This is a genomic window from Candidatus Phytoplasma stylosanthis, assembly GCF_032886435.1.
GTDB lineage: Bacteria > Bacillota_I > Bacilli_A > Acholeplasmatales > Acholeplasmataceae > Phytoplasma > Phytoplasma stylosanthis.
Map to the genome: position 1 here is coordinate 74,892 of NZ_JAUZJP010000001.1, position 15,065 is coordinate 89,956.

Sequence of the window (15,065 nt, forward strand, 5' to 3'; positions counted from 1 at the left end):
TATAAAATATTAGAGTGAAATATAAAAAAAATATAGAAAAAGGAAATATTATAAAAATGGCTGAAATATTTTTAAGAAATAAAACACATATAAATGTTGGTACTATAGGTCATGTTGATCATGGAAAAACAACTTTAACTGCTGCAATTACTTCTTATTTATCTAAACAAGGGTTAGCAAAAAAATTGGATTATGAACAAATTAATAAAGCTCCTGAAGAAAAAAAACGTGGAATTACAATTAGTACTTCACATGTAGAATATGAAACATCCAAAAGACACTATGCTCATATAGATTGCCCTGGACATGCAGATTATATAAAAAATATGATTACAGGAGCAGCGCAAATGGATGCTGCTATTTTAGTTGTTTCTGCTGAAAGCGGTGTAATGCCTCAAACACAAGAACATATTTTACTTGCTAAACAAGTAGGTGTTCCTCAATTAGTAGTTTTTTTAAATAAATGTGATCAAGTTGATAGTGAAGAAATATTTGAATTAGTAGAATCAGAAATAAGAGATATTTTAACTAAATATAAATATAAAGATCCTGATAATATTCCAATTATTAGAGGTTCTGCATTAATGGCATTGAAAGGTGATCAAAAATATTTTGAAAGTATAGGACAATTGCTAGATGTTCTAGATACATATGTAGATGAACCTGTTCGTGCTTTAGACAAACCTTTTTTAATGCCTATCGAACAAGTTGTTAACGTTAAAGGAAGAGGAGCGGTAGCAACTGGTCGTGTTGAAAGAGGAAGAATAAAAATTTCAGAAGAAGTAGAAATTGTCGGAATTAAAGAAAAAAGAAAATCTGTTGTTATTGGGTTACAAATGTTTCATAGAGATTTAGATAAAGATGGAGCAATGGCAGGAGATAGTATTGGTATTTTATTACGCGGTATCAGTCATACTGATATTCAACGCGGTCAAGTTATTTCTAAAATTGGTTCTCTACAACCCCATAGTAAATTTGTAGCTAAGATTTATTTTTTAACAGCTTCAGAAGGCGGTAGAAGAACTGGTTTTACCGATGATTATCGTCCTCAATTTTATATTAGAACTGCAGATGTAACTGGATCTATTAAATTAAAAGACGGAAATAAAATAGTTAATCCAGGTGATACAGTTGAACTTGATATTACTTTGATTCATCCTATTGCTATTGAAAAAGAAACAAGTTTTTCTGTACGTGAAGGTGGTAAAACTATTGGAACAGGAACAGTTATTGAAATAATAGAATAAAAATTTCTATTATTAATTTAATGATTAATAATAAAAAAGATTAACTTTTATAACAAAAGTTAATCTTTTTTTTTATTTATTTAAATTTTAAATAAATTTTTATTAATATGGTTATAGATTAGTATCTCGAGAAATGTATAAACCTGTTTCTGTATTAATTATGATTTTTTCTCCTTCTTTAATAAAAAGAGGAACTTTTATAACTAAACCTGTTTCTAAAGTAGCTTCTTTATAAGAAGTAGATTTGCGATTTGTATTTGTTGTTGTTAAATTATCTGTTTTTGTTACTTTTAAAGAAATTTTATCATCTAAAGAAACACCCAATATTCTTTTTTTATCATCGAAAATAACTTCTATCAACATATTTTCTTTTAAGTATTTTATGATATTGTCTAATTTATTTTTTGGTATTTCAAATAATTCAAAATCTTCAGTATTTAAAAAAAAGTAACTATCATTGATAACATAAGAAAATTGTAATTTTAATTTAATAACTAATGCTTTTTCAATTTTAATCCCTGCATTAAAAACATGTTCAATTATATAACCATTTTCTAAATTTTTTAATTTGCTTCTTACAAAAGCAGCTCCTTTTCCAGGTTTGACATGTAAAAATTCTATAATTTGATAAACATTGTTATTTAATTTAATTGTTTGACCTGTTTTAAAATCATTTGTGTTAATCATTTATTTATTTCCTTCTTTTAAAAAATTTTTTATAATGTTTTTAGCAACTTCTTTCGCATTTTTTTCTAAAGGGTTAATTAATTTTAAAGATGGTATTTGATTTTTGAACCATGTTTTTTGTCTTTTTGCATATTGAATAGATTTTGTAATAATTATTTTTTTAGTTTCTATTAAATCTTTTTTTTTATCTAAAAAATCTTTTATTTCCTTATAACCTATAATATTAAAATTTGCTTGAGGATGATTTTTAACTAGATATTCTACTTCTTGAATAAAACCTTTTTGAATCATTTTTTCTAATCTAGCAACAATTCTTTTTTTTAAAATATCTCTAGGTATATCTAAATAAAGAAATAAAATATCAAATAATGGTTTATTTTTGCCATTTTTTTGTGATCTTAATTTTTTTTGAAATGTTTGTTGATAAGCTCTTATTATTCGATGAGGATTACTTTTATCTAAAATTAAATTAGAATCTTTTTGTTCTATTATTTTCAACATTTGTGACAAATTTAAATTATTTGATTTTATATTTTTTTTTTCTTTTACGAATTCGTAATCAAACAAAGCGGCTTTAATATATAATCCACTTCCTCCAACTAAAAAAGGAACTTTAATTTTAGAAATTAATTTTCTTGTATCTTTTTGAAAATTATAAACATTATAACATGCTTCAGGATTAATTTTACTTATTAAATGGTGTTTTATATTTTGTGTTTCTTCTAATGTTATTTTAGACGATCCAATATCAAATTTTTTATAAATTTGAACTGAATCAGCATTAATAATTTCTGCTTTAAATAATTTAGCTAATTCAATAGATAAATCAGTTTTTCCAGATGATGTAGGACCGGTGATAACTATAACTTTTTTCATATAATTCAAAATAAATATTTTTTTAATTTATTAAAAAAATATTATTCTCGAAAATTTATTTTTTTAATATTTTTATTATTTCCTAAATTAACTACAACACCATTTAATTGTCTTTTTCCTTTAGATATTTTATTTTTTTTCTTTTTTTTATATAAAAAATTATGTATAACAATATCTTTATCTTTGCTGATTACCCCTTCATAAGGTCCAGTCATTCCGGCATCAGAAATATAAAGAGTTTTATTAGGCAAAATAGTATCATCATTAGTTTGAACATGGGTATGAGTTCCGATAATAGCATCTATTTTTCCATCAAAATAATGAGCTAAAGCTATTTTTTCGCTAGTAGCTTCAGCATGAAAATCTAAAAAAGAATAATCATATTTTTTATCACAAATATTTAAAATATTTTCTATTTTTTTAAAAGGACAAGTTAATTTATCTTTTTTATTCATAAAAACTTTTCCTAGAGCATTCATAATTAGAATCCTTTTTTTTTTATATTTTATTATTTTATAACCAAAATTATCAATATTTTCATCAATTAAATTTAAAGGTCTTATTATATTATCTATTCCAATTATGTTTTCTACATTTTTTTTATTTAAGTAATGGTTCCCAGTTGTTATCATATCTACACCAGAAAGAATTAAATTTTGATAATTATCGAAATTTAAACATTCTCCATCATTAGCATTTTCAGCGTTAACAATAGTAATATGAGATTGATATTTTTTTTTTAAAAAATTAATTTTTTCTATAAAATAATCGATTCCTTGTTTTCCGCAAATATCTCCGATAAAAAGTATTTTCATTTTTTATCTCTCTTTATTTTTATTTTATTTTAAAATTATGAATTTTTATTAACTTCTGCTGATTCAATTACTCTTAATTCTCTAATAACGGTAATTTTGATAATACCATTATAATGTAAATTTTCTTCAATTTGTTTTTTTATTTTTTTTGCTATTAAAAAAGTATTATAATCATCCACTATTTCTGTCTTTATAATAACTCTTATTTCTCTTCCAGAACGAATAACATAAGATTTTTCTACACCTGGAATATTATTAGCAATATTTTCTAATTGATTTATTCTTTGTATATAATTTTCTATTGATTCTCTACGTGCTCCTGGTCTTGCTGAACTAATTGTGTCAGCAATAGAAACTAAAACAGCTATGGAAGTTTTGGCTTCTTCATCTTCATGATGAGAAGAGATAGCATCAATAACTTCAAAAGGTTCTTTATATTTGATCGCTAGATCAACTCCAATTTTGACATGACTTCCTTCAATTTGATAATCTAAAGCTTTTCCTATATCATGTAAAAGTCCTGCTCTCCGAGCAATAATTTCGTTTTCACCAATTTCAGATGCCAATTTTCCTGCTAAAAAAGCTACTTCTAAAGAATGTTCTAAAACATTTTGTCCGTAACTTGTTCTAAATTGTAATTTTCCTAATAATTTTATTAATTCTTCATCTATTATTCCTATTTTAGTTTCTAAAACTGCTTTTTCACCTGTTTCTTGAATAAAATCATCAATTTCTTCAGATTTTTTTTGAAAAATTTTTTCGATACTTGAAGGTGTTATTCTTCCGTCGTTAATTAAATTTTCTAAAGTTCTTTTAGCAATTTCTCTTCTTATTGGATCGAAACAACTTAAAATAACTGTATTTGGAGTTTCATCTATAATTAAATCAACTCCTGTTATTATTTCAAAAGATTTGATATTTCTCCCTTCTTTTCCGATGATTCTTCCTTTTAATTCATTTTGTTCTAAAAAAATTATGCTGGTGTTATGAACGCTAATGACTTCTCTTGATAATTTTTGCATTGTTGAAATTAATAATTCTTTTGCTTTATTTTTTATTTTAAATTTGTATTCTTGTTCTTTTATTTTTTCATATTCAATGATTTTTTTATGAATTTCTTGTTTTGCTTTTAGAAAAAGAATTTTTTCAGCTTCTTTTTTTGTCAAATTAGATATTTTTTCTAATTCTGTTTGTTGTTGAATTATGATTTTTTCTATTTTATTTTTAAGTTCTTTTAAGTGTTCTTTATTTGTATTTATTTTATTTTCTTTAATATACAACATTTCTTCTTTTTCATCTAAATATTGAATTCTTTTATTTAATAGCTCTTCTTTATGAATCATTTGCTCTTCTAAATTAATTATTATTTTTCTTCTTTGATTTAAATCTTTTTCATTTTCTTTTTTTAATAAGGAAATTTTTTTCTCTACTTCTTGAATTAATTGAGATGAAATTAATTTAGATTTTGATATTTTTTTTTTAATTTCTTCGTCTGTTTCTGTAATTTTTTTTTTAATTTGTTTTTTTGTAATATGAAAATAAAGTAATGTGATCAATAAAATAAAAAAATAAAATAAATAAAGAAAAATAATAATGCATTCTTTAGATATCATTTTTTTAATATTTTACTTTCTGATATTATATATATCTATTTGTTTTATCTTTATTTATGTTTATTGATTTTTTAATTAATATAATATTTTATTTGAATATTCAATATTTAATTTATGGTTGAAATGTTATAAATATATTTTGTTATTTATATTAAAAAATTATTCACTTTATTTTATTATTTTTATGAGATGGCGTACAACGATACAATATTGATTTTTTTTAATAATATAAAAACATAAAAACTAAGAATATTATATAATTAATATTCTTTCATTTTATTAATTTAAATTTATTTAGATTTTTAAAAAAAATACTCAAACAAATATATTTTAAAAAAATTACTATTTTTTATAAATTCATGTTTGACAGTTATATTTTATATTTATAGATATATAATAATATTGTAGTGTTAAATATTAAAATATTTTCATTTTTTTTTTATTTTTTAAAATTTATTAAAAAATTTATTAAAAAATATTCATATATCCTTATTTTATTTAATATTTTTTAATGCTTATTAAAAAGTAAAAATTGAATATTTAAAATTTTTATAAAAACTTAATAATTTTTCAATTTAAAAATTAAATTAATTTATCTTCATTTGAAGTTTTAAAAATAAAATGATGATATAAAAAATTTAAATATTTTTTGATTTTTTATATAAAATTTAAATTAGGAGTAAGTTTTTAAGTAAATTATTTATTATGAATACAAAAGAAGAATCTTTAAAAATTCATGAAGAACTTAAAGGTAAGTTAGAAGTTAAAAATAAAATGGATATTACTAATTTACATGAATTGTCTTTGATTTATACTCCAGGAGTTGCAGAACCTTGTTATAAAATTGTTGAAGATCCTGAAAATGTTTATAAATATACAACTAAAGGAAACAATGTAGCTGTTATTACTAATGGAACAGCTGTTTTAGGGTTAGGTAATATTGGTGCTTTAGCTTCTATTCCGGTAATGGAAGGAAAATCTTGTTTATTTAAAAAATTTGCTAATATTAATTCTTTTCCTATTTGTATTGATTCTGAAGAACCAGAAGAATTTATTAATATAGTTTCTAAAATTTCTTTGATGTTTGGTGGAATCAATTTAGAAGATATTAAAGCACCAGATTGTTTTTACATTGAAGAAAAATTAAAAGAAAAATTAAATATTCCTGTTTTTCATGATGATCAACATGGAACATCTATTGTTGTAGCAGCGGGTATTTTGAATGCTTTAAAAGTTGTTAAAAAGAAAATATCAGATGTAGAAATAGTTATTGTGGGCGCTGGAGCAGCAGGTTTATCTGTAGCTAAAATTTTACTTTCTTTAAAACCAAAAAATATTATTTTAGTTGATAAACAAGGAATTATTCAAAAAGATTGTCTTTGGTTAAATGAATATCAAAGAAAAATTTCTTTGGAAAAAAATGTAAATATAAATAATGAAACTGGTTCTTTAACAGATGCAATCAAAGATAAAGATATTTTTATTGGATTATCCAGAGGTAATATTTTAAATGCTTCAATGGTTTCTCAAATGAGATCAAATTCTATTGTTTTTGCCTTAGCTAATCCAATACCTGAAATTTCATATGATGAAGTTAAAAAATCAAACGTAAAAATATTTGCTACAGGAAGATCAGATTTTCCTAATCAGATTAATAATCTTTTGGTTTTTCCTGGTATTTTTCGCGGAGCTTTAGATTCTAAAGCTACTAAAATTACAGAAGAAATGAAATTATCTGCTGTTTATGCTTTATCTTCAATTATTCCAGAAGATCAATTAAATGAAAATAATATTATTCCTTCTATTTTTGATGAAAGAGTAACAAAAGTAATAGCCGAATCAGTAGCTGCTAAAGCTATTGAAACTAAAGTTACTAGAAAATAATTTTCTCATTTAGTAATAATTATTTCGAAAATAAGTTTTAATTAAAAAAATCTAATTAACAAATTGTAATTCTGTTAATTACATAAATAAAAAATAAGTCATTATTTATACGCATTAACAAATAAACAAATATATTTTTATAAAATTTATGTATAATTTAACTGTATTTATTTTTTAATAATATCATTAAAAGGATATATTTTCAAAATTAATAAAAAATTTTATTATATTTTTTTATTTTTAAATATATTTTTTTTAAAAAATGAAAGGAAGATTGATTTAATTGATTAAACCATTAAATGATTACATTGTTTTAAAATATAAAAAAAAAGAAATCAAAACTGATCAAGGTATTTACTTAGGATTAAATGATAAAAATGATAATGATAATATTGGAGTTGTTATAAGTTGTGGTCCTAAAGTTAAAGAAATCGAAATTAATAGTGAAGTTATTTTTCAAGATCATTCATTTACAAAAGTTAAAATTAAAAATGAAGAATATTTAATTGTAAAAAACGATGATATTATTGCTTTATTAGTTTGATAAAATAAAAAATTATATAATAATCATAATATTATAAATATCAGAAAGGAAGAAATAATTATGGCCAAAACTATTCTTTTTGGAAAAGATGCAAGAAAAGAAATTTTAAAAGGAGTTGATATTTTAGCAGATACTGTTAAACTCACTTTAGGCCCGAAAGGTAATAATGTTGCTTTAGAAAAAGAAAATGGATTACCTTCTATTGTTAATGATGGAGTTACTATTGCTAAAGAAATTCAAATCGATAATGTTTTTCAAAATATGGGTGCTAAATTATTATGCGAAGCAGCAACTAAAACAAATGATAATGCTGGTGATGGAACCACAACTGCTATTGTTTTAGCTCAAAGTATGATTCATAAAGGTTTTAAATCTGTTAATTCTGGTTCAAAATCTGTTTTAGTTAAAAAAGGAATATTAGAAGCTTCAAAAAGAGTAGCAGAAAAGATTTTAGAAAAATCTAAACCTATTTCAACCCAGGAAGATATAGCTAATATTGCTACTATTTCTTCAGGTCATAAAGAAATAGGACAAATTATAGTTTCAGCTATGGAAAAGGTTACTAAAAAAGGAATTATTACAATCGGAGAATCTAGAGGGTTTGATACAGAATTAGAAGTAGTAGAAGGAATGCAATATGATAAAGGATACTTATCAAGTGTTTTTATTACTAATTTTGCTAATATGTCATCAGAATTAGAAGGTGCATCTATTTTAATAACCAATCATAAAATTAGTAATATAAATGAAATTAGTGGTTTGTTAGAGGAAGTCAAGGATAAATCCGTTCCTTTATTGATTATTGCTAATTCTTTTGATAATGATGTTATTAACATTTTAGCTTTAAATAAATTTCATGGAGCTTTGAATATTTCTATTACAGAAGCTCCAGGTTTCGGAGACAATCAAAAAGAATTGATGAAAGATATTGCAATTTTAACAAAATCTAAATTTATTGATAAAGATTTAAGTATGCAATTGCAAGATGTTAAATTCGAAGATTTAGGAAAAATAAGAAAAGCTGTTGTAAAACAAGATAATACAATTTTAATTGGAGCTGATAAAACTTCAGAATTATCAAAAAGAATTAAAGAAATTGAAAATCATATCCAAAATACCCAAAGTGATTATGAATTAAATAATTTAAAATCTCGTTTAGCTAAATTATCTGGCGGAATAGCTGTTATCAAAGTGGGAGCGGCTACAGAAACAGAATTAAAAGAAAAAAAATTAAGAATTGAAGATGCTTTAAACGCGACACAAGCTGCTGTTACAGAAGGTATTTTAGTTGGTGGCGGAAAGACTTTAATAGAAATTTATAAAGAATTAAAAGATAACTTAAAAAATCCAAATGTTGATATTCAAAAAGGGATTAATGTTGTTTTAGAAAGTTTATTGATTCCGACTTATCAAATTGCTGAAAATGCTGGGTTTGATGGTGATTCTGTTATTAAGGAACAGTTACAACAAAAAGAAAATTTTGGTTTTGATGCTGAAAGTGGAGAATATGTTGATCTATTAAAAAAAGGAATTATTGATCCTACTAAAGTGACTAAACAAGCTATTTTAAATTCAGCTTCTATTGCATCTCTTTTTGTTACAACTGAAGCTGCTGTTGCTCCTTTAAAGGATAAAAAAAATATTTCTAAAAATTTAGATATCAATTCTTTTTAAAAAAATATTATTAAATTTAATTTTTAATTTAAAAGTTAATTATAATAAAATAATTTCTTTTTTGTTTTCCAAAAAAAAGAAATTTTTTATTTAATTAACTTTTTTACTAAGAAAAAAAAATGTTAAAATAAAGTGATGAAGTAATGAAATATTATTGAAATTTTATAGTATTTTATTAATCAATCTTAAAAAAGAAAGCGTTTTTATAAAAAAAATATGAAATTAATTTTTAGATATATTTTTAAATATAAGAAGATTCTTTTGATAAATATTTTTTCTTTTTTATTAATTCTTTGTGGTGAATTAACAATTCCTTGGATTATTGGTCGTCATATTATTCAACAAGGAGGTAATAATTCAGAATATTTTAGGATTATTCTTTTTTTTATTTTGATGATTTTTATCATTGTTATAGGTTATTTATTGATGAATTATTCTGTTTTTAAAATATCATCATTATTATTTCAAGATTTAAGTAATGATTTATTTAAGAAAATAAATACTTTTTCTGTTTCTGAAATACAGAATTTAGGTGTTTCAGCTATTGTAAATAGAATCACTTATAATATTTATCAAATAACTAATTTTATTGTTAGTTTTTATAAAACAGCTTTTTTTACTCCTATTGTTATAGTATCTTGTTTTTTTATTATTCAAAAATTTTCCATTGCTTTAACTTATGGTATTTTATTTGTTACTCCTTGTTTTATTTTTATTTTGATTTTAATCATTAAAAAAAATTTTTTTTTATCTTTGTCGCAATACGCTCAATTGGAAAAATTAAATTATAAAATTAGATCTGATTTAACAGGAACTAAAGTGATAAGAAGTTTAAATAAAGAGAATAAAGAACAAAAAAATTTTCATAATATAAATTCTCGTTTTAAAGATTTAATAATTAAATTATTTGTTTCTATTATTTTTATCGAACCTTTGTTTTATTTATTATTAAATGGTTCTATTATTTTAACTATTTTTATAGCTTCGGGTTTTATAAGAGATGGTCAATTTTCTATTGGAGATTTATATATTACTGTTACTTATAATTTCAAAATTTTAAGTTCCATTTTGAGTTTTTTATTATTATTTATGATGTTGCCTAAAACTTTAATTGCTGTTAGAAAAATTGAATTTTTGTTTAATATAGAACCTTCTATTAAAAATAATTTAAATCAAGTTTTAAATTTAGATAGAATAAAAACTTTAGAATTTAAAAATGTTTCCTTTCGATACTATAATTCTGTGGCATCAGTTTTAAAAAATATTAGTTTTAAGATAAATGAATCAGAAATTATAGCTTTTGTAGGTAAAACAGGTTCAGGAAAAACTACTTTAATTGATTTAATTCCTCGTTTAATAGATCCTGTCGAAGGAAAGATAGAAATTAATGGAATGGATATAAAAAATTATGATTTAAAATCATTAAGAGATAAAATTGGTTTTGTTTCTCAAAAAAATATTTTATTTAAAGGAACTATTTTAAGTAATTTATTATTTGGGAAAAAAGATGCCCAAGAAGATGAAATTTTAAATCAATTGAAAATATCTCAATCATATGAATTTATTCAAAATAAAGAAAAAAAATTAAAAGAACCTGTAAGTGAATTAGGTTCAAATTTGTCTGGTGGACAAAAACAAAGACTTTCTATTACAAGAACTTTTTTAAAACAACCAGATGTTTATGTTTTTGATGATTCTTTTTCGGCTTTAGATTATGAAACTGATTTAGCAATTAGAAAATCTTTTTTCGAAGATAAAAAAAAAGCTATTGTTATAATAGTAGCTCAAAGACTTACTTCTATTTTACAAGCTGATCAAATTATTGTTTTAGATAAAGGAGAAATAGTTAATATAGGTAAACATAAAGAATTAATTAAAAAATGTTCTGTTTATAGAAGTATAGCGATTTCACAAAATATAGAAGAGGTCATTACAGATGAATAAAAAATTTCATTATTTAAAACCTTTTAAAAAAAAGATAATCATAAGTATTATTTTAATTTTTATTCTTTCTGCGATGCAATGTTTTTTACCTTTATTTGAAGGAAAATATATTTTTGAATATATTAAAGATCATAATTCTGATCCTCATTTTATTAAACGTATTTGTTTAGTTTTAGGTATTAACTTTCTTCTATATTTATGTTGTTCTGTTATTAAATTTATTTATAATAAAATATTGATCATTTCTATTCATGAAAGTGTGACAAATATGCGTCAAGATATTTATAATAAAATTCACAAATTACCTATTAAATATTTTGATCAAAATCCTTGTGGAAATATTATGGATAGAATAATTAATAACATAGATACTATTTCTAATGGTTTACAACAAGCTACTGGAACTTTAATTTACTCATTTTTACATATAACAATGTTATTAGTTTGTATGTTTTGGGTTAATTGGCGTTTAGGTTTGATTATTTCTTTTATTTTGCCTTTTTCTTGGTTTGTTCTTAGATTAATTAATAAAAAATCACGTAATATTTTTATTCAAAGATTTAATAAAATTTCTGAATATAATGGTTTTTTACAAGAACAATTAACAGGTTATAAGGAAATTATCTTATATAATCAACAAGAAAATATTATTAAACAATTTAAAAAAATTAACAAAGATTTATCTGAATTATTTTTTAAATCTAATTTTTTATCTGGTTTAGCAGTTCCTATCATTACTACTTTTACATATTTTATAATGTCTATTATTGCGGTTATAGGATTTTGGTTATTCAAAGGAGTTCCTTCTAATAGTTTTTTAGGAAAATTAGGTTTTGTTACTATTCAATTAGGAACTTTTAAAGCTTTTCTTCAATATAATTGGCGTTTTAGTGATACTATAAATAATTCAAGTCAAATTTTTATTATTGTCCAATCAATTAAAACAGCTATTGCCAGAGTAAATGAATTTTTATATGAATATGAAGAAAAAGAAGATCAGAGTAATAATTTTTTATATTTGGATAAAGTTGAAGGGAATGTTGGTTTTCATAATGTTTCTTTTGGTTATTATAAAGATAAATTTGTTATTAAAAATATGAATTTATTTGCAAAAAAAAATCAAACAATAGCAATTGTTGGTTCAACTGGTTCAGGAAAAACTACTTTAATTAATTTATTAACTAGATTTTATGATGTCGACGAAGGTGCAATAACTATTGATGGTGTAGATATTAGAAATTTAAAAAAAGAAAATTTAAGAAAAATTGTTGGATTAGTTTTACAAGATATTTGGTTATTTAAAGGAACTATTTTAGAAAATATTAAATATGGTAATCCAGAAAAAACAGATGAAGAAGCAATTCAAATGGCAAAAGAAACTCAACTTCATCATTTTGTTATGTCTAAAGAAAAAGGATATTTAACTCTTATAAACGAAGAACTTAATAATTTATCTCAAGGAGAAAAACAATTAATAACAATTACTAGAACTTTATTACGCGATCCTGCTATTTTAATTTTTGATGAAGCAACTTCTACCATTGATACTCAAATAGAATCTATTTTACAAAAATCTATTCAAAAAATATTTAAAAATAAAACTTCTTTTATAATTGCTCATCGTTTATCTACTATTATTAATGCTGATTTGATTTATGTTTTAAAAAAAGGAGAAATCATTGAACAAGGGACACATGAAGAATTAATAGCAAAAAAAGAATTTTATTATAAACTTTATCAAAGTCAATTTCAAAAATAATAAAAAAAATAAATTAATTAATAAATTTGATTAATTTATTTTTTATTTTATACATTATTTTTTTATTTTTTGTTAAAAATAATTTGGTTTAACATTTGAACAAAATAAGAAACAGTCATCGTCTTTTTTTCATTTTTTTGATATTCTCGAAATGTTACAGAATTATCTTTTATTTCTTTATCACCAATAACAATCTGATAAGGAATTTTGTTTTTTTGTGCTTCTCTTATTTTATAGTTTAAACTGAATTCTTTTTCATTTATTTCTACTCTAAAATTATTTTTAATGAATATATTTTTTATTTCTTTAGTATATTGTAAATGATATTGATTGTTAATCGGAATTAAAATAATCTGAATTGGAGCAAGCCAAAGAGGAAAATAACCTTTATTTTTTTCTATTAAATAAGAAATAAATCTTTCTAAGGTAGAAATAATAGCTCTATGAATTAAAATTGGATGATGTTCTTTGTTATCAGGGCCAATATAATTTAAATCAAATTTTTGAGGTAATAAAAAATCTAATTGAATAGTAGATAAAGTTTCTTCATTTTTTAAAGCTGTTAAAACTTGAATATCTATTTTAGGACCATAAAAAGCAGCGTCACCTGGCTTTATTTTATATTTTATTTTTAATTCTGATAATATTTCTTTTAACAAAGATTCTGATTTATTCCATATTAAATCATCATTAAAATATTTATATTTATTTTTAATGTCTCTTGTGCTTAAATTAAAACTATATTCATTAATATCAAAGTCTTTATAAACTTCTAAAATGAAATTAATAATTTCTTTAAATTGTTCTTTAATTTGATTTTTATTAATAAAAATATGAGCATCATTTAAAGTCATTTCTCTAGTTCTTTGTAATCCTGAAACAGCACCTGAATGTTCATAACGATGCATCATACCTAATTCAGCAATTTTCAAAGGTAATTCTTTATAACTACGTAATTTATTTTTAAAAATCATCATATGATGGGGACAATTCATAGGTCGTAAAACAAATTTTTCTTTATTATCAAATTCCATTATTGGAAAAATGTTTTCTTTATAAAGTTTTAAATGACCTGAAATTTCATATAATTTAATATTTGCTAAGACAGGAGTAAAAACATGTTGATAATTATAATTTAATTCTTTATCAATAATATATCTTTCAATAATACGTCTAATTGTGGCACCTTTAGGAAGCCAAAATGGCAATCCTAATCCAACTTCATTAGCAACAATCATAAAGAAATTTTGTTCTTTATTTATATTTTTATGATCTCTTTGTTTTCTTTCTTCTAATATTTTTAAATATTCTTTTAAATCTTGTTTATTATAAAAAGATACACCGTAAATCCTGGTTAAAATAGGGTTTTGGCTATTTCCTTCAAAATAAGTTCCTGATATTTTTAATAATTTAAAATATTGCATGATATTAGTATTGATAAAATGAATCATCGGGAAATAAAGATCTTGAAAATTATGACAAAAATAAATATCAATAAAATCAAGATTTATTTTTTTTATTATGGTTTGTTTATATTTATTATCAGCAAATAATTTTAAAGTTTCTTTGTAAGGAATTTTTTTTTTTTTAATTTCTAATTTTTCTTGAACAATTTTAAACATTTCTTTTTCAATTTTTGATAAATCATGATGAGAAAAAATTGTATCTTGAAAATCAATTTCATAGTAAAAACCTTCTTTTTCGATTGAACCTGATACTAAAAGAGAATTTGGGTATTTTCGTTGAATCGCTTGAGCCATTAATAAACTTGTATTATAATTTAAAATTTCTAAGCTTTTTTCGTGCTTTATATCAATTATTTCTAAAAAACCGTCTTCTTTCAAAGGTTGATTTAAATCAATTAATTTACCATTAAAATATGCCGCAATAGGTCTTTTTGAAAAAAAATTTTTATTTTTTTTTATAATTTCTAAAATAGTAGTCTCTTTTTTAAATTTTTGAATCATATTATTATGAAATTGAATATTAATCATATAATTTCCTTATTTTTGATATTTTATT

11 protein-coding genes are annotated in these 15,065 nt (G+C 22.0%); 6 read left to right on the forward strand and 5 right to left on the reverse strand.

Annotated elements, in window-relative coordinates; translation table 11 throughout:
- Nucleotides 1-56 precede the first annotated feature (56 nt).
- The gene (gene tuf / locus Q8777_RS00290; protein ID WP_318676282.1) at nt 57-1,247 is read left to right on the forward strand and encodes an elongation factor Tu; all 1,191 of its coding nucleotides are present in this window, start codon (nt 57-59) and stop codon (nt 1,245-1,247) included.
- Between the two features lie 111 nt (nt 1,248-1,358).
- Here the strand turns inward: tuf and efp are convergent, their stop codons facing one another.
- From efp to rny, 4 genes are read right to left on the reverse strand one after another with little or no spacing between them, the layout of a single operon-like run.
- Nucleotides 1,359-1,934 (reverse strand): elongation factor P, encoded by a 576-nt coding sequence (gene efp / locus Q8777_RS00295; RefSeq protein ID WP_318676281.1) that lies wholly within the window; start codon nt 1,932-1,934, stop codon nt 1,359-1,361.
- Nucleotides 1,935-2,810: a tRNA (adenosine(37)-N6)-dimethylallyltransferase MiaA gene (gene miaA / locus Q8777_RS00300; RefSeq protein WP_318676280.1), complete on the reverse strand. Its 876-nt coding sequence runs from the start codon at nt 2,808-2,810 to the stop codon at nt 1,935-1,937. It abuts the gene before it with no gap.
- Between the two features lie 41 nt (nt 2,811-2,851).
- Nucleotides 2,852-3,625 carry a TIGR00282 family metallophosphoesterase gene (locus tag Q8777_RS00305; RefSeq protein WP_318676279.1) on the reverse strand — a complete coding sequence of 258 codons (774 nt, stop codon included), beginning with the start codon at nt 3,623-3,625 and terminating at the stop codon, nt 2,852-2,854.
- 35 nt (nt 3,626-3,660) lie between these two features.
- Nucleotides 3,661-5,238, reverse strand: a complete 1,578-nt coding sequence (gene rny / locus Q8777_RS00310; protein WP_318676278.1) for a ribonuclease Y — start codon at nt 5,236-5,238, stop codon at nt 3,661-3,663.
- A gap of 705 nt (nt 5,239-5,943) precedes the next feature.
- On the opposite strand from rny, the gene Q8777_RS00315 reads away from it, so the two are divergent.
- The 5 genes from Q8777_RS00315 to Q8777_RS00335 all read left to right on the forward strand — a co-directional run bounded on the left by Q8777_RS00315 (nt 5,944) and on the right by Q8777_RS00335 (nt 13,043).
- Nucleotides 5,944-7,122, forward strand: a complete 1,179-nt coding sequence (locus Q8777_RS00315; RefSeq protein ID WP_318676277.1) for a malic enzyme-like NAD(P)-binding protein — start codon at nt 5,944-5,946, stop codon at nt 7,120-7,122.
- 283 nt (nt 7,123-7,405) lie between these two features.
- On the forward strand, nt 7,406-7,666 hold the full coding sequence (locus Q8777_RS00320; protein ID WP_318676276.1) for a co-chaperone GroES: 261 nt from the start codon (nt 7,406-7,408) through the stop codon (nt 7,664-7,666).
- 60 nt (nt 7,667-7,726) lie between these two features.
- The gene (gene groL, locus Q8777_RS00325; RefSeq protein WP_318676275.1) at nt 7,727-9,340 is read left to right on the forward strand and encodes a chaperonin GroEL; all 1,614 of its coding nucleotides are present in this window, start codon (nt 7,727-7,729) and stop codon (nt 9,338-9,340) included.
- A gap of 261 nt (nt 9,341-9,601) precedes the next feature.
- Complete coding sequence (locus tag Q8777_RS00330; RefSeq protein ID WP_318676274.1) at nt 9,602-11,284, forward strand: ABC transporter ATP-binding protein; 1,683 nt, start codon at nt 9,602-9,604, stop codon at nt 11,282-11,284.
- Nucleotides 11,277-13,043, forward strand: a complete 1,767-nt coding sequence (locus tag Q8777_RS00335; RefSeq protein WP_318676273.1) for an ABC transporter ATP-binding protein — start codon at nt 11,277-11,279, stop codon at nt 13,041-13,043. Before Q8777_RS00330 ends, Q8777_RS00335 begins: the two co-directional genes overlap by 8 nt.
- Before the next feature lie 62 nt (nt 13,044-13,105).
- Here Q8777_RS00335 and thrS read toward each other — a convergent pair whose 3' ends face one another.
- Complete coding sequence (gene thrS / locus Q8777_RS00340) at nt 13,106-15,037, reverse strand: threonine--tRNA ligase (protein ID WP_318676272.1); 1,932 nt, start codon at nt 15,035-15,037, stop codon at nt 13,106-13,108.
- Nucleotides 15,038-15,065: the final 28 nt, after the last annotated feature.

Coding starts and splice junctions, on each gene's coding strand:
- efp (WP_318676281.1), bottom strand. CDS start 1,934: ATGATTAACACAAATGATTTTAAAACAGGTCAAACAATTAAATTAAAT.
- rny (WP_318676278.1), bottom strand. CDS start 5,238: ATGATATCTAAAGAATGCATTATTATTTTTCTTTATTTATTTTATTTT.
- miaA (WP_318676280.1), bottom strand. CDS start 2,810: ATGAAAAAAGTTATAGTTATCACCGGTCCTACATCATCTGGAAAAACT.
- Q8777_RS00305 (WP_318676279.1), bottom strand. CDS start 3,625: ATGAAAATACTTTTTATCGGAGATATTTGCGGAAAACAAGGAATCGAT.
- groL (WP_318676275.1), top strand. CDS start 7,727: ATGGCCAAAACTATTCTTTTTGGAAAAGATGCAAGAAAAGAAATTTTA.
- tuf (WP_318676282.1), top strand. CDS start 57: ATGGCTGAAATATTTTTAAGAAATAAAACACATATAAATGTTGGTACT.
- Q8777_RS00315 (WP_318676277.1), top strand. CDS start 5,944: ATGAATACAAAAGAAGAATCTTTAAAAATTCATGAAGAACTTAAAGGT.
- thrS (WP_318676272.1), bottom strand. CDS start 15,037: ATGATTAATATTCAATTTCATAATAATATGATTCAAAAATTTAAAAAA.
- Q8777_RS00335 (WP_318676273.1), top strand. CDS start 11,277: ATGAATAAAAAATTTCATTATTTAAAACCTTTTAAAAAAAAGATAATC.